Origin of the sequence: Streptomyces sp. NPDC047853, assembly GCF_043204535.1 — a bacterium.
GTDB lineage: Bacteria > Actinomycetota > Actinomycetes > Streptomycetales > Streptomycetaceae > Streptomyces.
This window is the reverse complement of record NZ_JBIDCI010000002.1, coordinates 586,580-608,244: the sequence shown is the minus strand read 5'-3', so window position 1 is coordinate 608,244 and position 21,665 is coordinate 586,580. Positions and strand designations below refer to the sequence as shown.

13 protein-coding genes, 2 tRNA genes, 1 pseudogene and 1 riboswitch are annotated in these 21,665 nt (G+C 73.9%); of the genes and pseudogenes, 5 read left to right on the top strand and 11 right to left on the bottom strand.

What is annotated here, in order from left to right; genetic code table 11:
• Positions 1 to 89 precede the first annotated feature (89 nt).
• On the top strand, positions 90 to 2,045 hold the full coding sequence (locus tag ACGF5T_RS06790; protein WP_366767624.1) for a sigma-70 family RNA polymerase sigma factor: 1,956 nt from the start codon (positions 90 to 92) through the stop codon (positions 2,043 to 2,045).
• A 328-nt stretch (positions 2,046 to 2,373) separates the two neighbouring features.
• Here ACGF5T_RS06790 and ACGF5T_RS06785 read toward each other — a convergent pair whose 3' ends face one another.
• A complete protein-coding gene (locus ACGF5T_RS06785; protein WP_356602935.1) occupies positions 2,374 to 4,497 on the bottom strand; it encodes an asparagine synthase-related protein in 2,124 nt (707 codons plus the stop codon).
• Positions 4,498 to 5,177: 680 nt separating this feature from the next.
• On the opposite strand from ACGF5T_RS06785, the gene ACGF5T_RS06780 reads away from it, so the two are divergent.
• The 4 genes from ACGF5T_RS06780 (at position 5,178) to ACGF5T_RS06765 (ending at position 10,199) form a co-directional block, all read left to right on the top strand.
• Entirely contained in the window at positions 5,178 to 6,599 is a 1,422-nt protein-coding gene (locus tag ACGF5T_RS06780; protein WP_356602933.1) for an MFS transporter, read from the top strand.
• Positions 6,600 to 6,674: 75 nt separating this feature from the next.
• Complete coding sequence (lhgO, locus tag ACGF5T_RS06775) at positions 6,675 to 7,907, top strand: L-2-hydroxyglutarate oxidase (protein ID WP_356602931.1); 1,233 nt, start codon at positions 6,675 to 6,677, stop codon at positions 7,905 to 7,907.
• Positions 7,908 to 7,939: 32 nt separating this feature from the next.
• A complete protein-coding gene (trmB, locus tag ACGF5T_RS06770) occupies positions 7,940 to 8,791 on the top strand; it encodes a tRNA (guanosine(46)-N7)-methyltransferase TrmB (RefSeq protein WP_392887089.1) in 852 nt (283 codons plus the stop codon).
• 10 nt (positions 8,792 to 8,801) lie between these two features.
• A complete protein-coding gene (locus ACGF5T_RS06765) occupies positions 8,802 to 10,199 on the top strand; it encodes a PrsW family intramembrane metalloprotease (protein WP_366767625.1) in 1,398 nt (465 codons plus the stop codon).
• 43 nt (positions 10,200 to 10,242) lie between these two features.
• Here the strand turns inward: ACGF5T_RS06765 and ACGF5T_RS06760 are convergent, their stop codons facing one another.
• From ACGF5T_RS06760 to ACGF5T_RS06715, 10 genes and pseudogenes are all read right to left on the bottom strand, one after another.
• A complete protein-coding gene (locus ACGF5T_RS06760; protein WP_366767627.1) occupies positions 10,243 to 11,187 on the bottom strand; it encodes an aldo/keto reductase in 945 nt (314 codons plus the stop codon).
• Between the two features lie 132 nt (positions 11,188 to 11,319).
• Positions 11,320 to 12,354, bottom strand: a complete 1,035-nt coding sequence (locus tag ACGF5T_RS06755; RefSeq protein WP_356602925.1) for a M23 family metallopeptidase — start codon at positions 12,352 to 12,354, stop codon at positions 11,320 to 11,322.
• Positions 12,355 to 12,365: 11 nt separating this feature from the next.
• Positions 12,366 to 12,522, bottom strand: a riboswitch (cyclic di-AMP (ydaO/yuaA leader).
• Positions 12,523 to 12,746: 224 nt separating this feature from the next.
• On the bottom strand, positions 12,747 to 13,979 hold the full coding sequence (locus tag ACGF5T_RS06750; protein WP_366767628.1) for a PP2C family protein-serine/threonine phosphatase: 1,233 nt from the start codon (positions 13,977 to 13,979) through the stop codon (positions 12,747 to 12,749).
• A 160-nt stretch (positions 13,980 to 14,139) separates the two neighbouring features.
• Positions 14,140 to 14,213: transfer RNA gene (locus tag ACGF5T_RS06745), tRNA-Met, on the bottom strand.
• 55 nt (positions 14,214 to 14,268) lie between these two features.
• Positions 14,269 to 15,399 (bottom strand): dihydrofolate reductase family protein, encoded by a 1,131-nt coding sequence (locus ACGF5T_RS06740; protein ID WP_366767629.1) that lies wholly within the window; start codon positions 15,397 to 15,399, stop codon positions 14,269 to 14,271.
• Positions 15,400 to 15,445: 46 nt separating this feature from the next.
• Complete coding sequence (locus ACGF5T_RS06735) at positions 15,446 to 16,633, bottom strand: SpoIIE family protein phosphatase (protein WP_392887117.1); 1,188 nt, start codon at positions 16,631 to 16,633, stop codon at positions 15,446 to 15,448.
• A 251-nt stretch (positions 16,634 to 16,884) separates the two neighbouring features.
• Positions 16,885 to 17,168, bottom strand: a pseudogene (locus tag ACGF5T_RS06730) (alpha/beta hydrolase); the annotation flags it as partial.
• Positions 17,169 to 17,320: 152 nt separating this feature from the next.
• Positions 17,321 to 17,393, bottom strand: a tRNA-Lys gene (locus ACGF5T_RS06725).
• A gap of 118 nt (positions 17,394 to 17,511) precedes the next feature.
• Positions 17,512 to 19,047 (bottom strand): amino acid permease, encoded by a 1,536-nt coding sequence (locus ACGF5T_RS06720; RefSeq protein ID WP_356602915.1) that lies wholly within the window; start codon positions 19,045 to 19,047, stop codon positions 17,512 to 17,514.
• Positions 19,048 to 19,176: 129 nt separating this feature from the next.
• Positions 19,177 to 21,411 (bottom strand): DEAD/DEAH box helicase, encoded by a 2,235-nt coding sequence (locus tag ACGF5T_RS06715; protein WP_356602913.1) that lies wholly within the window; start codon positions 21,409 to 21,411, stop codon positions 19,177 to 19,179.
• Positions 21,412 to 21,665: the final 254 nt, after the last annotated feature.

Below are 21,665 nucleotides of genomic sequence, written 5' to 3'. Positions count from 1 at the left end.
TCCGCTCCGCGGGGGCCTGGCCAACAGCCCGTATGCCACGCTGACCCGATGTTCGGGACTGGCTGGGCAGGTGGCGGAGGCCTTCCGCGATGAGTGATGACGGGTGGAACGGCTCACCCGGTGACGACCGCACCGGATCCGGCGGTCCGCCGCAGGTTCCCGGGCAGGGCGGACCGGCTCGGGTCCCGCGCCGCGGCACCCCTGCGGAAGGCGGCGTCCCATCCCAGCGCGAGGTGCACGAGGACAGCGTCCTGCCGCCGCTCGGCGAGCCGTACGACGAGGGCGTGCTGCCCCCGCCGCGCGAGCTGCCGTCGTCCGACGCGGTGCTGATCCAGCGGATGCGCGCGGGCGACGACACGGCCTACGAGGAGCTGTACCGGCGCCACGCGGACGCGGTGCGCCGGTACGCGCGCACCTGCTGCCGTGACGCCCACACCGCGGACGACCTGACCGCGGAGGTCTTCGCCCGCATGCTCCAGGCGGTGCGCGGCGGCTCGGGCCCGGAGCACGCCGTACGCGCCTACCTCCTCACCGCGGTCCGGCGCGTCGCCGCCGGCTGGACCCGGTCGGCGGGCCGGGAGCAACTGGTCGAGGACTTCGCGGTCTTCGCCGCGCAGTCCGCGCACACCCCCCGCACTCCGGACGACGACACGCTGGAACTGGGCGCCGACGTCCGCGCCCTGCACGAGGCCGAGCAGTCGATGGCCATGCGCGCCTTCCGTTCCCTGCCGGAACGGTGGCAGGCCGTGCTGTGGCACACCGAGGTCGAGGACGAGTCGCCGAGCGAGGTGGCCGTGCTCTTCGGGCTGGACGCCAACGGCACCCGTGTGCTCGCCAGCCGCGCCCGCGAGGGCCTGAAGCAGGCCTACCTCCAGGCCCACGTCAGCGAGACCCTCGCCGCCGACGAACAGTGCGCCCGCTACGCCGACCAGCTGGGCACCTACGCACGCGGAAGGCTGCGCACCCGGGCCGAACGGGGGCTGCGTAAGCACCTGGAGGAGTGCGCCAGGTGCCGACTGGCCGCCACGCAGATCGAGGAGGTCGCCGGCGGTATCCCGGCCGTGGTCCCGGTCGCGGTCATCGGCTGGTTCGGCGCCGCCGGGTACGCCAAGGCGGCGGGACTCGTCGCCGGCGGCGCGGGTGCCGGTGCCGCGGGTGCCGGTGCCGCGGGCGCGGCGGCCGGCTCGGGCGGGTCCGGCGCCGGGGGCGGTGCCGCGGCCTCCGAGGGCCTGGGAGCACCGGTGAAGGCCGGGATCGCGGCCGGTGTGGTGGCGGTGGCCGCCGCGGCCGCGCTGGTCTTCGCGCTGATCGGCGACGACGCCCCGGCCGGACAAGCGCCCCAGGCGGGCCCACCCGCCTCCTCCCCGGTGGCCGAGCCCGCCCCGGACACCCCCGCACCCCCGACACGCCCCCACCCACCGGCGGCCACCCCGGAACCCTCGCCTCCCCCACCCCCCAGCCCGACCACCCCGTCCCCCACGCCCGCCAACCCACCGCCCCCCACACCCACCCCGACCCCGAGCAGGACTCCCACCCCCGAGCCACCCCCCACTCCCACCCCTGCTCCCCCTCCGCCCCCCGAGCCTTCTCCCCCGACCCCACCGCCCGCCCCGACCGTCCACCAGTGGAACGAGCTGGCGTACGACCTCACCGGCGACGGCACCGGCCCCGAGATGAGGCTCGCCGGCAGCAGCTGGGTGTGGCAGCGGTCCGCCCTGTCGATCGGCGGCGAGCGGTACGCGCACGGGGTCACGGTGCAGGGCCGCTCCTCCGTGACCATCACCCTCAACGCCGCCTGCTCGTCGTACGACGCACTCGTGGGCACCGACGACCTCACGATGCGGCTGGGCAAGGTCCACTTCTCCGTCTACGCCGACGGCACCCGCCTGTGGACCTCGGGCGTGGTGGAGGGCGGAGCCCCGGCGGTACCGGTCCACGTGGACCTCACGGGCCGCGAGACCGTACGCCTGGTGGTCGAGCCGCACACCCCCGGCGACTCCCTGACACTCGCGGACTGGGCACAGTCACGGTTCACCTGCGCGTAGGCGCGCACGACGAGAAGGGGCGAGCCGGGAGACGAGGACCCGCACCCGCGCACGGCGAGAAGGGGCCGGGCCGGGGGGTGTCCGCCCGCAGCGGTTGGCGCGTCAACGAACGGCACCCCGTTCCCCGACCGATTCCACGCCGTTCCGAGGACGGACACCCCCCGGCCCGACCCCGACCCACAGACCACCGCACGCACAAACGCGCACCCCCACCGAACCCGCACAGGCCGCCGCAGGCACCCCGCCGAGGCGCCCGCAGGCACCCGCACCCCCCACCGAACCCCCCGAGGCCGCCGCAGGCACCCCCGCCCCGTCGCCGGAGGCCCCCTCACCCCCGCCGCACCACCGCCCCCGCCCCACCCAAGGCCCCCCGCTGCGGAGCGATCCCCGCCGGCACCGCCCGCTGCCGCGCCGGCGTCCCGGTCCAGCACGTCCCCCGCCGCGCGAGCAACCGCCGCAGCCACAGCTCCAGCGACACCAGGTCCGCCAGCCCCGCCAGCGGCAACGCCTCCCCCGCGGCCGCCCCCCGCACCGCCTTGCGCACGACCCGCGCCTCCACCAGCCCCGCCTCCGCGAGCAGCGGCGTGTCGAACAGCCCGAGCAGCGAGTCCGCGGCCACCCGCAGCCCGGTCCGCGCCGCGGAGGCCGCCACCGCCTGGGAAGGCGCCCCCCAGCCACTCGGCAACTCGCTCACCCCCGCCCCCTCCAGCACCGTCCGCAGGATCGCCGCCCGCGCCCCCGGCTGCACCCGCAGCGCCTCCGGCAGCGCGCGGCAGGCGCGGACGACCTGGTTGTCGAGGAACGGCGTGTGCAGCCGCTGGAAGCGGATCTCGGCGGCCTGCTCCAGCACCCGCACCTCCGCCGCCTGCCGGGCCAGCGCCGCCCGCGCCCGGAAGTCACCGGGCCGCTGCCCGGGGCCCACCCCGGACCGCTGCGAGGACGTCTGGAGGCGAACCGATACTTCAGCCAGCGCCTCCCCGGTCAGCCACCGCGCCGCCGGCCCGGGCCCCGCCCAGGCGAGCACGGCCAGCGAGGCCTCCATGGCCCCGCCCCCGTCCGTCGGGGCGTCGAAGCGCCGCCGCAGCAGCCGCTCGGCGAGCACTTCGAGCCCGGTGCGGTACGGCGTCCGCGCCAGCCGCCGGGCCGCGCCGTACACCCGCGCGGGGACCAGCACCGAGCCGTCCGCCTTGGCCAGCGCGGCGACCGGCCGTACGAGATGGCGCCGCTTGCGGTCCATCAGCAGGTCGGCCAGCCGTGCCGGGTGCGCGTCCAGCACCTGACGCGCCCCGTACCCGGTGAAGTGGTCCGCGCTGCCCGCGGCCAGCCGCGCCCGGTGCCGGGCGGCCGCGACCAGGACGGAGCCCGGTTCGTCCGTGAGCGGCCCGTCCAATGCGGCGTACGGCAGTACCTCCTCGTCGCCGGCGACGACGACGTGGTGCAGCCGCGGGTTGGCCGCCAGCGCGCCCGCCCGCTCCAGCTCGGCCTCCTGCCCGCCGACGGCCAGGTCGTTGAAGGTGACGGCCAGCAGCCGCTCGCCCGCCCCGGTGCCGTGCCCGAGCACGGTCCCCGGCATCCCGGGCAGCCCGGCGGCCAGCAGGGCCAGCGTTCCCGAGGCGGGTCCGCCGGACAGGTCGGCGCCGATCCCCGGGACCGGCATCCCGCGCGCGGCGCGCCGTTCCGCGGGGCCCATGCCGGGCACCGGGCCGGGGTCTATGCCGTCGCCGGGGACGTGCCGCGGCGCGGCGAGACGGGTGCGCACGGCCTCCACCAGGGCGTCCCGCACCCCGTCCACCGCACGATCGGGGTCGGCCGAGGGCGCCGCCACGGCGAGCGAGGCCACCGGCTCGTACCCGGCGATCTCACGCGCCCCGGCGCGCAGGATCAGGGCATGCCCCGGCGGAACGCGCTTCACGCCGTCGTACGGGGTGGAGTCGTCCAGCGCGGCCGGCACGTCGGGGGCGGCGAGCAGCGCGGCGAGGTAGCCGAAGTCGAGGTTGGCCTCGACGAGGTCGGCCAGGGGCAGCGCGGCCGTCGCGTACGCCGTGCCGCGCTCCCAGGGGGTGTGGAACACCGGGCGCGCGCCCGCGAGATCGCCGCAGACGGTGATCCGCCGCCCCACCTGGACGACGGCCGTGTAGCTGCCGGGCCACGCCGTCAGGTGCCGAAGTGCCCCTCCGCGCGCGGCGAACAGGCCGACGCGCAGCTGCTCGTCGCTGGCACCGCAGATACCGAGGACGGCGAGCCGGGTCTGCGGATCGACCGTGACGACGCGCACCTCGTCGGGGCGCCAGTCGCCGACCGCCCACAGGGGATCGGGGTCGCCCCACAACGGCTGGGCGCCCACGGGCTGTACGGTCTCGCCGTCGTACCCGGTGGCCCCCGCGGAGCCGGCCGCGCCGGCGATCCCCGCTGCTCCCACGGCGGCGCTGCTCCACCCCACCAACCACCGCATCGACGCCTCCACAGGCTGGGGACAACCAGTGCACCGTACGAACTGGTCCCATGCTGCCATGAAGGGCGCGCCGCAGAGCATCGGCGGAGCCGCATGTGCTCCCGTGAATGCGCCTCCACGGGTGTCCGCCCGAGGAGGGCAACTTCCTGTCCGGAGGGCGTGAAGACGACGCGAATGCGCCCCCGCAACGCGCCCCTTGGCTCCCCGACGCGCCCTCAACTCCCGTGGTGAGGGCCGCGGAACCCCGGAAACGACAGGGGCGCTTTTCAGCCAAATCGGCGTCACGCGGACACGTTCGAACACGCTCCGTACAGGCTTTGCGCACCGACCGGCGGTGCGCGGTCCGGGAGGCGAGGCACACCCCCCGGACCCGTCCGCCGCCCGCGGGGATGTAGGCGGCGGTGTCCCCCAGCCCACTGGATCCAGTACAGCGGGCCGACCCACGCGTCAGCCATGGAACCGCTCCCCCGGTGGCCGGAGAAGAGCGCACGGGCGGGCGCACGGCCACACACCGGGAGCACGCGGCAACGGACCGTACAGGCACCGCACTTCCGTACGGACCACAATCCCGCCATCCGGAACAATGCCTCTTAACGCATGGGATCCGGCGAACTACGCTGGGTTTACGAATGCCGCGTGGTTATGCCAGCACGGCAGCCGTCTGTGTCGAGGGGTGGCGCATGTCCAGGGAGCAACGCGGGCCGAACGAAAAGCTCGGCGCCGTTCTCGCCCTCGCGGGAATCAGCAACGCCGGCCTCGCCCGGCGGGTCAACGACCTAGGCGCCCAACGCGGGTTGACGCTGCGCTACGACAAGACGTCGGTGGCGCGCTGGGTGTCGAAGGGCATGGTGCCGCAGGGTGCCGCGCCGCACCTCATCGCCGCCGCCATCGGCCAGAAACTCGGCCGCCCGGTGCCGCTGCACGAGATCGGCCTCGCGGACGCCGATCCCGCCCCCGAGGTGGGCCTCGCCTTTCCCCGGGACGTCGGGCAGGCCGTCAGGTCCGCCACCGAGCTGTACCGCCTCGACCTCGCCGGACGCCGCACGGGCGGCGGCATCTGGCAGTCCCTCGCCGGATCGTTCGCCGTGAGCGCGTACGCGACACCCGCCTCGCGATGGCTGATAACCCCGGCCGACAGCTCGGTGGCGCGCGACGCGAGCCCGGCCGAGGGCTCCGGCGCACCGCTCAGAGTCGGCCACAGTGACGTACGGAAGCTGCGGGAGGCCGCCGAGGACGCGCGCCGCTGGGACTCCAAGTACGGCGGCGGCGACTGGCGTTCGTCGATGGTCCCGGAGTGCTTACGCGTGGAGGCGGCCCCGCTGCTCCTCGGCTCCTACTCCGACGAGGTGGGCCGCGCCCTGTTCGGCGCCTCGGCGGAACTGACCCGCCTGGCCGGCTGGATGGCCTTCGACACCGGCCAGCAGGAGGCGGCCCAGCGGTACTACATCCAGGCCCTGCGCCTGGCCCGCGCGGCGGCCGACGTGCCTCTGGGCGGCTACGTGCTCGCCTCCATGTCGCTCCAGGCCACCTACCGCGGCTTCGGCGACGAGGGCGTGGACCTGGCCCAGGCCGCCCTGGAGCGCAACCGCGGCCTCGCCACGGCCCGCACCATGAGCTTCTTCCGGCTGGTGGAGGCACGCGCCCACGCGCGCGCGAGCGACGCCCCGGCGGCCGGGGCCGCCCTCAAGGCCGCCGAGAGCTGGCTGGAGCGCGCCCGGCCCGGCGACAGCGACCCGTCGTGGCTGGGTTTCTACTCCTACGACCGGTTCGCCGCCGACGCCGCCGAGTGCTACCGCGACCTGAAGGCACCACGCCAGGTCCGCCGCTTCACCGAGCAGGCCCTGTCGCAACCGACGGAGGAGTTCGTACGCTCGCACGGCCTCAGGCTCGTCGTCTCGGCCGTGGCCGAGCTGGAGTCGGGCAATCTGGACGCCGCCTGCGAGCAGGGCGTGCGGGCGGTGGAGGTCGCCGGCCGCATCTCCTCGGCCCGCACCACCGAGTACGTCAAGGACCTCCTGCACCGCCTCGAGCCGTACGGCGACGAGCCGCGCGTGGTCGAGCTGCGCGAGCGCGCCCGGCCGCTCCTGATGACCACGGCCTGATCCGCCGCGCCTCCCGGGTTTGAGGGCATTGTCAGTGGCGCAGTGCACTATCGGAGGCGGGAGGTGGACCGGGAGATGGAACGAGTGCGGACGGCGGCCGCGCGGCGCGTCGCGTACGACTGCGACGTGCTGGTGATCGGCGGCGGGATCGTCGGCCTGTCGACGGCGTACGCGATCACGCGCGCCGCGCCCGGCACCCGGGTCATGGTCCTGGAGAAGGAGCCGGGCCCGGCCCGGCACCAGACGGGCCGCAACAGCGGCGTCATCCACAGCGGCGTCTACTACCGTCCGGGCTCCCTGAAGGCCCGCTACGCGGTGCGGGGCTCCGCCGAGATGGTCAAGTTCTGCGCCGAGTACGGCATCGCGCACGCCGTCACCGGCAAGCTGATCGTCGCCACCCACCGTTCCGAGCTGCCCCGCCTGCACGCCCTCGTCCAGCGCGGCCGGGAGAACGGCATACCGGTCCGCGAGCTGGGCGCCGCCCAGATCCCGGAGTACGAGCCCGAGGTGCGCGGCCTGGCCGCCATCCACGTCGGCACCACCGGCGTCTGCGACTACGTGGCGGTGGCCCGGCAGCTGGCCCTGGCCTCGGGCGCCGAGATCCGCTACGGCGCGCGGGTCCGGCACATCGACCGGCGCCCTGGCCTCGGGGTGGCCGTGCGCACCCGCTCCGGAGACGTGCTCCGCGCCCGCGTCCTGGTCAACTGCGCCGGGCTGCAGTGCGACGAGATCGCCCGCCTGACCGGCGACGACCCGGGCATGCGGATCGTCCCCTTCCGCGGCGAGTACTACGAGCTGGCCCGTCCGGAGCTGGTGCGGGGCCTGGTGTACCCGGTGCCGGACCCGGCGTTCCCCTTCCTCGGGGTGCACCTGACCCGAGGCATCGACGGCAGCGTCCACGTCGGGCCGAACGCGGTGCCGGCCCTCGCCCGGGAGGGCTACGGCTGGGACGTGGTGCGGCCCCGCGAGCTGGGCGCCACCCTCGCCTGGCCGGGCTCGTGGCGGATAGCCCGACGGCACTGGAGGTACGGCGCGGGCGAGCTGCGCCGGTCACTGTCCAAGGGAGCCTTCACCACGGCCGTGCGCAGGCTGCTGCCCGCCGTGACGGAGGGCGACCTGGTGGCGTCGCCCGCGGGAGTGCGGGCGCAGGCGGTGCTGGCGGACGGGACGCTGGTGGACGACTTCCTCATCCGCGAGGGCGCCCACGCGGTCCACGTGCTGAACGCGCCGTCCCCCGCCGCGACGGCGGCGCTGCCGATCGGGCGGGAGGTGGGACGCAGGGCCCTGGCCGCGCTGGGAGCGTCGTGACCGGCGCGACCGACCGTAAAATCGAGGGCACTGTGTCTGATTTCCGCAGCGCCTCCGACGCTTCCCAGCCCGCCGCCCCCCACGCCGGTGACGACCTGAGGCACACCCGTGCCAGGGGCGAGCCCCGCTTCCCCGACGGACCCAAGGCCGACCCGGCCGGATCGCACTTCGAGCGGCGGATCCGGAGCTTCCAGCCCCGGCGGAGCCGGGTGACCACCGGGCAGGCGGACGCGCTGCAGCGGCTGTGGCCCCAGTGGGGACTGGACATCGACGGGCAGCGGGTCATCGACCTCGCCGAGCTGTTCGGCAACGACCGGCCCGTCGTCCTGGAGATCGGCTTCGGCATGGGCGAGGCCACCGCCCGGATGGCCGCCGCCGACCCGGGGACCAACATCCTCGCGGTGGACGTGCACACCCCCGGCCAGGGCAATCTGCTGGGTCTCGCGGAGCGGGAGGGCCTGTCCAACATCCGGGTGGGCAACGGCGACGCGATCATCCTCCTGCGCGAGATGCTCGCCCCCGGCTCGCTCGCCGGGCTGCGCGTCTACTTCCCCGACCCCTGGCCGAAGAAGCGGCACCACAAGCGCCGGCTGATCCAGCCCGAGTTCCTGACCCTGGCGGCGACGCGGCTGGCCCCGGGGGCCGTCCTGCACTGCGCCACCGACTGGGAGCCGTACGCCGAGCAGATGCTGGAGGTGCTCACCGCGCACCCCGGCTTCGAGAACACCGTGCCGGACGGTGGTTTCGCGCCGCGCCCCGCCCACCGGCCCCGGACCCGTTTCGAGGGCCAGGGACTGGACAAGGGACATGTGGTGAACGACTTGCTCTTCCGCCGCGTACAGCAGCGCGATCAGCACAAGGAGCAGCAGCCCCCCACCGGTTAGGGTCCATGCCGTGGCCACCTGTCCCCCGTACCCGACGCGTCCGCCCGCCCGTCCCCGGACGCATCCGCACTGGTGGCAGCGCGCCTGGGTGCGTTACGGCGCGCTCGTCACCCTGCTCGCGCTCTCCGGCCTGGTCATCCTGGCCCTGGTGCGCGAACAGACCGGCACGCAGGGCTTCCTGGTCGGGCTGGGCCTCGCGGTGCTGCCGGTGCCGCTGCTCCTGGCCGCCTTCCGCTGGCTGGACCGGGTCGAGCCCGGGCCCTGGCGGAACCTGCTGTTCTGCTTCGCCTGGGGCGCCTGCGCGGCGGCGCTGATAGCCATCGTCGCCAACAGCTTCGCGACGCGGTGGATAGCCACCGCCACCGCGGACCCGTCCGGCGCGGACACCCTGGGCGCCACCGTCATAGCCCCGGTCGTCGAGGAGTCCGCCAAGGCCGCCGCCGTACTGCTGGTCTTCCTCTTCCGCAGGCGCGACTTCAGCGGCATCGTCGACGGTGTCGTCATAGCCGGCGTCACCGCCACCGGCTTCGCCTTCACCGAGAACATCCTCTACCTGGGCACCGCCTTCGGCACCGACCAGCTCACCGGCGGCAGCGGCATCGCGTCGGTCACCGCGGCGACCTTCTTCGTCCGCATCGTGATGTCGCCCTTCGCCCACCCTCTCTTCACCGTGCTCACCGGCATCGGCTTCGGCATCGCGGCGCTCTCCGCGGGCCGGCACCGCCTGCGCCGGGCCCTGCTCCCGCTGGCCGGCCTGCTGCTCGCGATGGGCGTGCACGCCCTGTGGAACGGCTCGGCCGCGTTCGGCGAGTACGGCTTCTTCGCCGTGTACGCGGCCTTCATGGTCCCGTCCTTCGGCCTGCTGACCTGGCTGGCGATCTGGACCCGGCAGCGCGAACTGGGCGCCGTGCGTGCCGAGCTGCCCGTGTACGTCCTGGCCGGATGGCTGTCGCCCGCGGAACCGCACGCGCTCGGCTCGATGCGCGCCCGCCGTATCGCCCGGCAGCACGCGCGCCGGCACGCCGGGAAGGAGGCGGCGCGGACGGTGGCGCGGTACGAGGCGTACGCGACCTCGCTGGCGTTCCTGCGGCACCGCGGACGCCGGGGCAGGGCGGGCGCCGATTTCGCCGTACGGGAACGGGAGCTGCTGGAGGCCCTGTGGCAGCGGCGCGCCGTGGCCCGCCCGGCGCTGGACTACGCGGCCCGGGCCACCGCGCCGCCCGTACCGCCCCTACCGCCCTGGCCGGGCTACGGGGTGTACGGGACGTACGGGGCGTACGGGGCGCACCCCGGCCACGGGCCCTACGGGTACGCCCCCGCCGCCCCGCTCCCCGCGCCCTCGCCGGGGCAGTACCACGCCCCTCACGGCTACCTTCCGTACGCCCCGCCCCACCCCCACCGCGGGTAGCCCCGGTCCGCCCCACCGGCCGCGGGGCCCCGGGTTCCGGCCGTCAGAGCGACGCCCGCTCCAGCCGGGCGACCTCGTCCGGGGTGAGGGACAGCTCGGCCACCCCCAGCAGCGCCGGGAGCTGCTCGACCGTGCGGGCGGAGGCGATCGGTGCGGCCACCGTCGGCTGCGCGGCCAGCCAGGCCAGGGCGACCGTGGCGACGGGAGCGTCGTGGGCCTCGGCGATCTCGTCCAGGGCCGCCAGGACCCGCCGGCCCCGCTCGGTCTCCAGGTGCTTCGCCGCGCCGCCCGCACGGGGGCTGTCGACGGCCGAGCCGGCCCGGTACTTGCCGGTGAGGAATCCGGAGGCGAGGGAGTAGTACGGCACGGCGGCCAGGCCGGCCCGCTCCGCGAGGTCGCGCAGCCCGCCCTCGTAGGTGTCCCGCGAGACGAGGTTGTAGTGGGGCTGGAGCGCCACGTACCGGGCGAGGCCCTCGCGGTCGGAGAACTCCAGGGACGCCGCGAGCCGCTCGGCGGAGATGTTGGAGGCGGCGATGTGCCGGACCTTGCCCGCCCGCACCAGCTCGTCGAGCGCGCCGACGATCTCCTCCACCGGCACCTCGGGCTTGTCGAAGTGGGTGTAGTAGAGGTCGATGTGGTCGGTGCCCAGGCGGCGCAGCGAGGCGTCGGCCGCCGCCTTGATGTTCGTGGCGGACAGGCCCGGGTACTCGGGGTGCTGGCTGACCTTGGTGGCGAGGACGACGTCACCGCGGTTGCCGCGGGAGGCGAGCCACTTGCCGACGATGGTCTCGGACTCCCCGCCGCTGTTGCCGTCGACCCACGCGGAGTACGAGTCGGCGGTGTCGACGAAGTTGCCGCCCGCGGCCGTGTAGGCGTCCAGGACGGCGAAGGAGGTGTCCTGGTCGGCGGTCCAGCCGAAGACGTTGCCACCGAGGGCGAGGGGGAAGACCTCGAGGTCCGAGGAGCCGAGCTTGCGCAGAGAAGTCATGTCCTGCGTCAACGGCCACGACGGAGCCGGTGATTCCGGGAGCGGGGCAAAAATCCCGCAAACCGGCAGCCCTGGCGTCGGGGGGTCGCCGTCAGGACCGCCGGGGACCGGCGGGGCCGTGCACGGCCTCGGTCAGGGGGTCAGGCCCTTGCTCTGCAGCCAGGCCATCGGGTCGATCCCGCCGCCGTCGCTGGTGTGGACCTCCATGTGGAGGTGGGCCCCGGTCACGTTGCCGGTGGCGCCGACGCGGCCGATGACATCACCGGTGGTGACCTTCTGGCCGACGCTGACGCTGATCGACGACTGGTGGGCGTACCAGATCTCGGTGCCGTCATCGAGGGTCAGCACGGTCTTGTAGCCGTAGGAGCCCTCGTAGCCGGCCGACGTGATGGTGCCGCTGTGCACCGCCTTGAGCAGCGTGCCGGTGGGCGCGGCGAAGTCGAGGCCGGTGTGGTAGCCGGAGGACCAGTAGGCGCCGGCCTGGCCGAAGCTGGAGGAGATCGTGTACGAGGAGGTCGGCAGGGTGTACTGCTTGGCCAGCTTCGCGAGCCGCTCGGCCTCGGCCTTCTTCGCGGCCTCCTCCTCCGCCTTCTTCTTGGCGGCGGCGGCCTTGGCCTCGGCCTCCTTCTCCGCCTTGGCGGCGGCTTCCGCGGCCTTCTTCTCGGCGGCGGCCGCGGCCTCGGCGGCGGCCTTCGTCTCGACCTGGGCCTGCTGCTGCTCGGCCTGCGCCATGATCCGGGCGCGCAGCGTCTCACCGGCGTCGGGGGCGTCCTGCGCGGTGTCGGCGGTCGCGGCCACGCCGATGCCGCTGAGCGGGGCGGTGGAACCCTGCGGCTCCGGCTCCTCGTCGTCCGAGATGAGCGAGCCGACGTTGGGCAGGTCGGGCATGGAGATGGACACCGGCGGCTTGCCGGTCTGCGCGCTGGCCATGCCGCCCGCGCCGACCGCGGCTATGACACCGACGCCGAGGACGGTGGAGCTGCGGGCGAGTCCGCCGCGCTGCTTGGCGACGCGGTGCCGGCCGCGCACGGGGCGGATGGATTCCGCGGTGGGATTCCACTCCTCCCAGGGGCCCTCTTCGGTGCGGTGGCCGTCGTAGCCGAAGGTGTCGGTGTCGTGCGCGCTGGGCACGAACGGGGCCTCGGGGGCAGGCCGGTTGGACGCCACGTGGGCGTACTCCTTTCCTTCCTTCCGCCTACCGGGTTAGCTGACGGGTTCGGAGCAGGAAGGTCTCCTACGCGCGTATATCCACCGTGTCTCCACGGCGTCGTACGAGCGATTCACCCCAAGGTGGTGGTTCCCCGGTTCCCTCGCGGGATTCGGCGCGTGCGCACGGAGCCGCCTTCTGTGACGGCTGGGACGACCGCGCTGCGTTATCGAACGTTAATAGACGCGGGGCGGGGATTCCAAGCTGTTCCTCTTGATCATTAACGAATCCGGACGGGACGTACGCCTCAGGATCGGTGAAATCCGGGCGAGTTGACCGCCCCTCAGTATTCCCCTTCACACCACAAGTTTCTGACAGAGTGTCAGTCGTTATGCGCAGGGCGCTCGCCGGGTCACCGTTCGTGACAATGATCAAGGTCTTCGCGCGCGGGACGGCGTACGGCGAGCAGTGCCATGTCGTCCGCCATCCCGCCCCCGGAGTGCCGGCGCACGTCCTCGGCGAGGGCGGCGAGCAGCTTCCCCGGGTGCCGGAAGACGCAGCCGGCGAGCCGTTCGTGCGGGTCGTAGAACTCGCCCCGCGCGTCCCGGGCTTCGGACAGGCCGTCGGTGTGCAGCAGCAGCGTGGCTCCGCCCGGGAAGGCGTCCTCCTGGGCCCGGTCGGGCCACACGCCCAGCTCGCCCATCCCGAGCGGCAGCGCCGCCTCCCGGGCGGGGAGCGGACGCAGGGTGCCGTCGGCGTACAGCAGCAGCGGGGGCGGGTGACCCCGGTTCACGATCCGCACGACCCCGTCGCCGTGCGGGAGTTCGGCGAGGACGGCGGTGGTGAACCCCTCGAAGGCGTCCAGTCCGTTGCGCCGGGTGCCCTCGCGCGCCAGCGCCCGTTCCAGGCGCTGGGCCACCGCCTCCAGGGTGGCCTCCTGCTCGGCGGCCTCGCGGAAGGCGCCGATCACGACGGCGACGGCGGCCACCGCGCCCATGCCCTTGCCGCGCACGTCCCCGACGATGAGCCGGACGCCGCGCGCGCTGTCCTGCACCGCGTACAGGTCCCCGCCGATGAAGGCGTCGGCCTGCGCGGCTTCGTAGCAGGCGGCGATCTCGAAGCCGCCGATCCGTTCGGCGGGCTCGGGCAGCACGGCGCGCTGGGCGGCCTCGGCGATCTCGCGGACGCTGACGAGGCGCTCACCGGTGCGGCGGACGAAGGCGTTGACGAAGACCGCGAGGGCGGCGACCGTCGCGATGGTGATCAGCTCCGTGAGGGAGTCGACGTAGTGGGCGACGCCCTTGCTCAGTTGCAGCCCGACGACGGCGGCGACCACGGCGACACCGGTGAGCGCCGTGCCCCGCCGCGAGTAGAGGGGGGCGGCGACCAGCGGCGCGGCCGTGTAGAGCGGGCCGGCCGTGAAGTATCTCGGGGTGAAGATGTCGTACAGGATGGCGACGACGATGAGCAGGACCGGGAGCAGGCGCACCAGGCGGCGCCCGTACGGGGTCCGCGGCGGGCGTTCGGCCGGGGTGGGCGGCGCCATGGCCTCGGTGCCGAGGCCCGGGTCGGGCGCGGGGTCGCCGGGGAGCCGGCCGCCGGCCCTGGCGTACGCTCCCTCGTCGTCCACGTGACCTGGCCGCACCACTCGTCTCCCGCCGCCCCGAACCTCCGCGCCGCTTGCCGTCCCGTCTCCAGGTTTCCCGGATCGGGGGCGGGCGGCGAGCCGTGAGGGCCGACCGGGTGAACACACCTGAACGCACCGAAGGCCGGAATCCTCAAGGGATTCCGGCCTTCGGTTTCAGTAGCGGGGACAGGATTTGAACCTGCGACCTCTGGGTTATGAGCCCAGCGAGCTACCGAGCTGCTCCACCCCGCGCCGTTGTGTCTCCACTGTACGTCATCGCGGGGGCTGCATGCACATCCGTATCCCGCTACCCCTCCAGATGGCGGTTGGGAGCCTTCGCGCGCTCCTCGTACTCGGGCAGGACGACGACGGTGGCGCCCCCGGCGGTGAGCACCCCGCCGCCGTCCGCGCCCGGCACGAAGGTGTCCGGTTCCCGCCAGGCCGTGACCACGCGGCGTACCCCGGCGTCGAGGATCAGCCGGGCGCAGGGCGCGGGCCGGGAGGCGCGGCGGGCGCAGGGTTCCAGGCTGCTGTACACCGTGGCGGTCGACAGCCGGGCGTCGGCGGGGTCGGCCTTGGCGAGTGCGGCCTCCTCGGCGTGCACGACGGGGTCGCCGCCCTCGCGGGAGTGCCCCCGCGCCAGCTCGGTCCCGTCGGCGGCGACCACCACCGCCCCCACGCTGAACGCCGTCCCGGACGGCGGGCACAGCTGCGCCAGCTCGCAGGCGAGGGCGAGCCAGTGCCGGTCGGCGGCGGTCACCCGGCCTCCGGCGCCCGGGGCGGTCGGCAGGTACCGCGCCAGTACGACGTCCTCGATGCGCCGCGACTCCACCAGCCGCAGCCGGCCGCGCTGGTAGGCCCCGGGACCGAACAGACGGGGCGCGTCCGGGTCGCCGACCAGCAGAGGGGCGAGGACGAGCTGGAGTTCGTCGGCGAGTTCCTGGCGCAGCAACTGGGTGTGCACGGTCCCCCCGCCCTCGACCATGAGCCGCCGCACTCCCCGCTCGTCGTGCAGGTGCTCCAGCGCCGCCCGCCAGTCGAGCGCCTCGCCGAGCGGCACCACGTCGGCGGCGAGTCCGAGGGCCCGGGCCCGCCGGGCGCCCCGGTCCGTCGTGAGCAGCAGCTTCTCGCCCCCGGTGTGCCAGAACGCGGCCGCCGGGTCCAGCTCCCCGGTGGCGCTGACCGTCACCTTGAGCGGGTACTCGGCCTTCCCTGCCGCGATCCGGGCGCCTCGCCGCTCGGCCGAGTTCACCAGCAGCCGCGGGTTGTCGGCCCGGATCGTGCCGGCACCGACCAGGATCGCGTCGACGGACGCCCGCACCTCGTCGACCCGGTCGAAGTCGGCCGGGGAGGAGAGCAGCAGCCGTTCGGGGCCGGTGTCGTCCAGGCAGCCGTCGAGGGAGACGGCGGCGGAGAGCAGGACGTACGGGAGGGGCATGGGCGTACTCCGGTGGGGCGGGGCGGCGGGTTCCGGCGGGGCAACCCTAGGCGCCGCGTCGCTCTCCGCCGGGCGGCCGGGGCACGTTGATGGCGAGGACGGCGGTGTCGTCGTCCACGCCGGTGCCGAGGGCGTCGAGCAGGTCGCTCAGTGCCTGGACCGTGCCGGAGGCGGTGGTGGGGGCCAGTGATCGGGCGAAGTCCACGAGCGCCTCGTCGCCGTAGCGTCCACCGGGCTGGTCGGTGTGGGCCTCGGTGAGGCCGTCCGTGTAGAGGAGCAGGGTGTCGCCGGGGTCCAGGCGGACGGTGGTGGTGGCGATGTGGGCGTCCGGCAGGACCCCGACGAGCTGGCCGCCGGGGGTGGGCAGGTAGTCGGCGCTGCCGTCGGCGCGCAGCAGGAGGGCCGGCGGGTGCCCGCCGCTGGCCAGGGTGATCCGGAAGGCGCCCTGCTCGCCGACGGGGGTCAGCAGCCCGAAGATCACGGTGCAGAACCGCGGGTCGTAGCCGTTGTACTCGTGGTTCAGGACGGTGTTGAGGTTGCGGAGCACGGCCGCGGGGTCGGGGTCGTAGACCGCCGCGGCGCGCAGGGTGTAGCGGGCCAGGGAGGTGATCGCGGCGGCGGCGGCGCCCTTGCCGCACACGTCTCCGAGGAACAGACCCCAGGTCCCCTGGGTGAGGGGGAACAAGTCGTAGAAGTCGCCGCCGACTTCGTCGACGGAGGCGATGTGGTAGTGGGCGGCGACGTCCAGACCGGGCACGTCGTCCAGGGCGGGGGGCAGCAGGGTCCGCTGGAGCGTGGTCGCCAGGGTTCTGAGGCGGTCGCGTTCGGTGTCGGCCTCCTGCCGGGCCCGCAGCAGCTCGTCCTCGTAGGCACGCCGGTCGCGGGCGTCGAGGAGGGTGGTGCGGATCAGCAGCGGCCGCCCGTCCTCGCCGGTCCTGACGGTGGAGGTCACCAGGACCGGCAGGCGCGAGCCGTCGGCGGCCTTCAGCTCCAGCGCGATGCCGCGGACCTCCCCCTGCATGGACAGCAGGGGAGCGAAGTGGGTCTCGTGGTAGAGCCTGCCGCCGACGGTGAGCAGGTCGGCGAAGCGCAGGCGCCCGACGAGGTCGTCGCGCCGGTGGCCGAGCCAGTCCAGCAGCGTCTTGTTGACCTTGGTGATCCGCCCGTCCGGCAGCGTGGAGAGGTAGCCGCAGGGCGCGTTCTCGTAGAGGTCCTCCACGCTGTCCTCCGGCAGCTCGGAGCCGGGCGGCCACGCACCGCCCGAGCCGCCGCCGTCGCCGGAGCCCTTGCCGACGCCCGAGCCGCCGCCGTCGCCGTGCCCGTCGTGGCAGGCGCCGGTCACCGGCCCACCTCGGCGGCGAAGGAGGCGATCGGCGCGGCGGTCGCACCGGGTGCGCTCAGCCGGGGGCAGTGCCCGGGGGCGGGGAGGGACTCCATCGACCCCATCGGCCCCATCGGCCCCATCGGTTCGTCGAGGTCGCCGGCGCCGGCGAAGCGCTCGGGCTCCCGGGCGGCGGCCGGCACTCCCGTCGTCGCGTTCACCGAATGCCCCACGAAGACCACCGGCCCCAGCTCCTGCCCCTGCCCCTGCCTCCAGCTCACGGCAGATCTCCAGCCCGTCCTCCGCTGAGCGTCGAGGCGTCGGGCTCCAGGACCGGCACCACCAGCCGCCCCATGGTCTGCTCACACCCGAACCCGTGCCTCGGCATCACCACAGGCCGGTCCGCCCGGCCCGTGACGATCACGTGATTCCTGGCTCGCATATCCATATAAACCATAGTCACACCACCAGGCCCTGTTCTCCGCCGAAGACGGGGAGGCGGAGGCGGTCCGGGCCGAGAACGCGGCAGCGTCCGAGCGGACGGTGCCGACTCGGACGCTGCGTGATCGGGCAGGGGGCTCGCGGCCCGCCCGCCACCGGTAGGCCCTGTGGGACTCGAACCCACAACCAATGGATTAAAAGTCCACTGCTCTGCCAATTGAGCTAAGGGCCCAGGGGGTGGTGCACGGTGATGCGTGATGTTGCCACACCGAGCATAGCCCGACGCGGCCGGGACGCCGATCGGGTATCGGAGACACGGCCGCGTCGGCCTCGGTCGCGCGGTCCGGCGGCTACGGGTCCACCGGCTCGGGGGTGTTCGCCCGGGCCGCCGTACGGGCCCGGGTGCGTGCGTGGTCGGGGTTGAGGAACCAGTGCCGGGCCGAGGCCAGCCACCAGGTCGCGGCGAAGCCGAGGACCACCAGGACGGCGACGGGCGCGTAGTTGAAGGTCTCCCAGGTCACCGGGGAGACCTGGGGAAGCATGAACAGGACCGTGATGACGCCGACCCACGTCACCGCCACCACGCCCACCGCCCGCGACCAGCGGCCCAGATGCCAGGGCCCGCGCTCGAAGTCGTCGCCCTTGCGCAGCCGCAGCAGGGTCGGGATGACGTAGGCGATGTAGAGGCCGATGACGGCGATCGACGTCACCGCCGCGTACGCCGTGACGTTGATCAGATAGGGCAGGCCGAGGACCAGCGCCGCCAGCGCCGCCAGCCAGACGGCCGCGACCGGCGTGCGGGTACGCGGGTTCACGGTGTGCCAGAGGTGGGAGAAGGGCAGCGCGCCGTCCCGGGAAAAGGCGTAGATCATGCGGCTGTTGGCCGTCACCGAGGCCATCCCGCAGAAGAGCTGAGCCCCGATGACGACCAGCAGCAGGAGCTTGCCGGCGGTGGCGCCGAGCGCGTCGAGCAGGATCTGCGCGGGCGGCGCCCCGGTCGGGGAGGCGAGGGCGCCGTCGTAGGACTGGATGGCGAAGGTGAAGCCGAGGAGGAGGACGAAGCCGGCGATCCAGGAGGTCCAGATGGAGCGGACGATGCCCTTCGGACCGGCCGTGGACGCGTCGTGCGTCTCCTCGGTCATGTGGGCGGAGGCGTCGTAGCCGGTGAAGGTGTACTGGGCCATCAGCAGGCCGATCAGGACGACGTAGACGCCGCTGCCCCAGCCGGTGTTGTTGACGAACTCGCCGAAGACGAAGGACGCCGACTGGTGCTGGTCGGGCGCGAAGGTCAGCGCGCCGACGATGACCGCCACACCGACGACGTGCCACCAGACGCTGACGCTGTTCAGCAGGCCGACGATGCGGACGCCGAAGGTGTTGAGCAGGCCGTGCAGGACCAGGATGGCGGCGAAGAGGAGGATCGTGCGGCCGGGGGTGACCTCGAAGTCGAACTGGAGGTTCAGGTAGGCGCCCAGGAAGGACGCGGCGCCGAAGTCGATGCCGGCGGTGACCGCGACCTGGCCCAGCACGTTGAACCAGCCCGTGAACCAGGCCCAGGCGGCGGCCGTGCGGGGCGGCGCGAGACGGTGCGCCCAGAAGTACAGGCCCGCCGACGTCGGGTACGCCGAGCAGATCTCGGCCATCGCCAGGCCGACGAAGAGGGTCATCAGTCCGACGGCGACCCAGCCCCACGTGATGACGGCCGGACCGCCCGTGTTCATACCGAACAGGTAGAGGGTCAGGCAGCCGGAGAGGACCGAGATGATGGTGAAGGAGACCGCGTAGTTGGAGAACGCCGACATGCGGCGGGCCAGAACCTGGGTGTAGCCGAGCTGGGCCAGCCGTTCCTCGTCCGACAGCCCACTCACCTTGGCGTCATCTGTCATGCCCCCAGCAATTCCCTTCGGGGCGACGTGACATGCGTCACTCCATGGCGGGAAGTGAGGCGCCGGGAACAAAGCGCCGTGGCCTCCACCCCAGGGGGTGGAGGCCACGGCGCTCAGTACTGCTCGGCGTCAGCCGTTGCGCTTCCAGCGCGGCTTGTCGTCACGGCGGCCGAAGGAGGAGGAGGAACCGCGGTGGTCGTCACGACGGCCGTACGGGCGGTCGTGGCCGCCGGAGCGGAAGCCGGGGCGGTCGCCCTGGCGGTCACGGTTGAACGGACGGTCGCTGCCGGGGCGGTCGCCCTGGCGGTCGCGGTTGAACGGACGGTCGCTGCCGCGGTGTCCGCCGCGGTCGTCACGGCGGAAGCCGCCACGGTCGCCACCGCGGTCGTCACGACGCTCGAAGGAACGCCCACCACGGTCGCCGCCCCGGTCACCCCGGTCGTCACGGCGGAAGCCGCCGCGGTCACCACCGCGGTCGTCGCGACGCTCGAACGAACGGCCACCACGGTCGCCGCCCCGGTCGTCACGACGCTCGAAGGAACGCCCACCACGGTCGCCGCCCCGGTCACCCCGGTCGTCACGGCGGAAGCCGCCACGGTCGTCACGGCGCTCGAAGGAACGGCCGCCCCGGTCGTCACGACGCTCGAACGAACGCCCACCACGGTCGCCGCCCCGGTCACCCCGGTCGTCACGACGGAAGCCGCCGCGGTCGCCGCCCCGGTCGTCACGACGCTCGAACGAACGGCCACCACGGTCGCCGCCCCGGTCGTCACGACGCTCGAAGGAACGGTCGCGGTCGGCGAAGCGGTCGCGGCCGTTGCCGCCGCTCCGCTCGGCCCTCTCGACCTTCTCGACGTCCCGCGCGCCCGGCTGCTCGGGCAGCGAGACCTCGGCCTCGGTCACCGCCGCGGCCACCTCGGCCAGCACGGTCTCCGGGTCCTCGCCACGCTCCCGCGCGACGCGGGCGACCAGCCGGTCCGCCTCCTCGCGCAGCTCGGTCGCGCGCCGCTGGGCCCGCTCCAGCTCCTTGTTGAGCTGGGCGACCTCGCGCTCGGCCTGCTGCGCCGCGTTGCCCGCGGACTCGGCCTGGACCTCGGTCATCGACCGGGCACCGGTGATCTCGGCGACCTCCGGCTCGAAGGCCGCGCCGCCCTGGATGATGTGGCGCGTGGCGTCGACGCCCGCGTCCTCCATCAGCCGGAAGATCTGACGCCGCTGGTGCGGCAGGGAGAGGGAGACGACCGTGCCGGTACGGCCGGCGCGCGCGGTGCGGCCCGCGCGGTGCAGGTAGTCCTTGTGGTCACCGGCCGGGTCGACGTTGAGCACCAGGTCGATGCCGTCGACGTGGATGCCGCGCGCGGCGACGTCGGTGGCGACGAGCGCGTTGACGTAGCCCTTCTTGAAGTCCTCCAGGACCCGGGTGCGCGCGCCCTGCGTCATGCCGCCGTGCAGCGCGTCGGCCTTCACACCGGCGTCGCAGAGCTGTTCGGCGATGCGGTCGGCGCCGAGCTGGGTGCGGACGAAGATGATCGTGCGGCCCTTGCGGGAGGCGATCGCGGCGGTGACCGGCGCCTTGTCCTTGGGCTTCACGACCAGGATGTGGTGCGACATGGTCGTCACGTTGCCCTGGGCGCTGTCGACCTCGTGCGTGACCGGGTCGGTCAGGTAGCGCTTGACCAGCGTGGAGATCTCGTTCTCCATCGTGGCCGAGAAGAGCATGCGCTGGCCGCCCGCCGGGACCTGGTCGAGCAGCTCGGTGACCTCGGGCAGGAAGCCCAGGTCCGACATCTGGTCGGCCTCGTCGAGGACGGCGATCTGCACGTTCTCCAGGGAGCAGGCGCCGCGGTTGATGATGTCGCGCAGGCGGCCCGGGGTGGCGACGAGGACGTCGACGCCGCGCTCCAGGGCGTAGATCTGGTTGCCCATGGAGGTACCGCCGCAGACGACCTTCATCTTCAGGCCGAGGACGTCGCCGTACGGCTGGAGCGCGTCGGCGACCTGCATGGCCAGCTCACGGGTCGGCGTCAGGATGACGGCGCGCGGCTTGTGCTTCTCGGTGCGGCCGCCGGCCAGCGTGGCCAGGGTCGGCAGACCGAAGGAGAGGGTCTTGCCGGAGCCGGTGCGGCCCCGGCCGAGGATGTCCTTGCCCGCCAGCGCGTCCGGGATGGTCGCGGCCTGGATCGGGAAGGGGGTGGTCACGCCGTTCTGCGCGAGCTTGCGCACGACGCCCTCGGGCAGGCCCAGGTCGGCGAAGGTGGCCTCGGGAGCCTCGGGGGTCGTGGGGGCCTCGACGGCCTCCGGCGTGCCTTCCACGCCTTCGGCGTTCTCGGGCACGACGACGTGATCAGTACTGGTGATGGACATGCGAATGCGAAACCTTCCGGAGTCTCTCGTCGGCACGCGCCCGTCAACTCCGTGAATCGCGATTCGCAATACGACCGCCTCGATGCGGTCCACCACGGCAAAGGAGAGTACGCGCCACACGGCGCGCTCTGCGGTGGCGCCGGGCAAATGGGATCAAACGATCTACCACCATACGCACCCTCCACCCCCGAAGGCAAACCGGGTAGCACATGCCCAGCTCAGCCCGGTTGCCGACCCGGCCGCGGCCCCGGTTG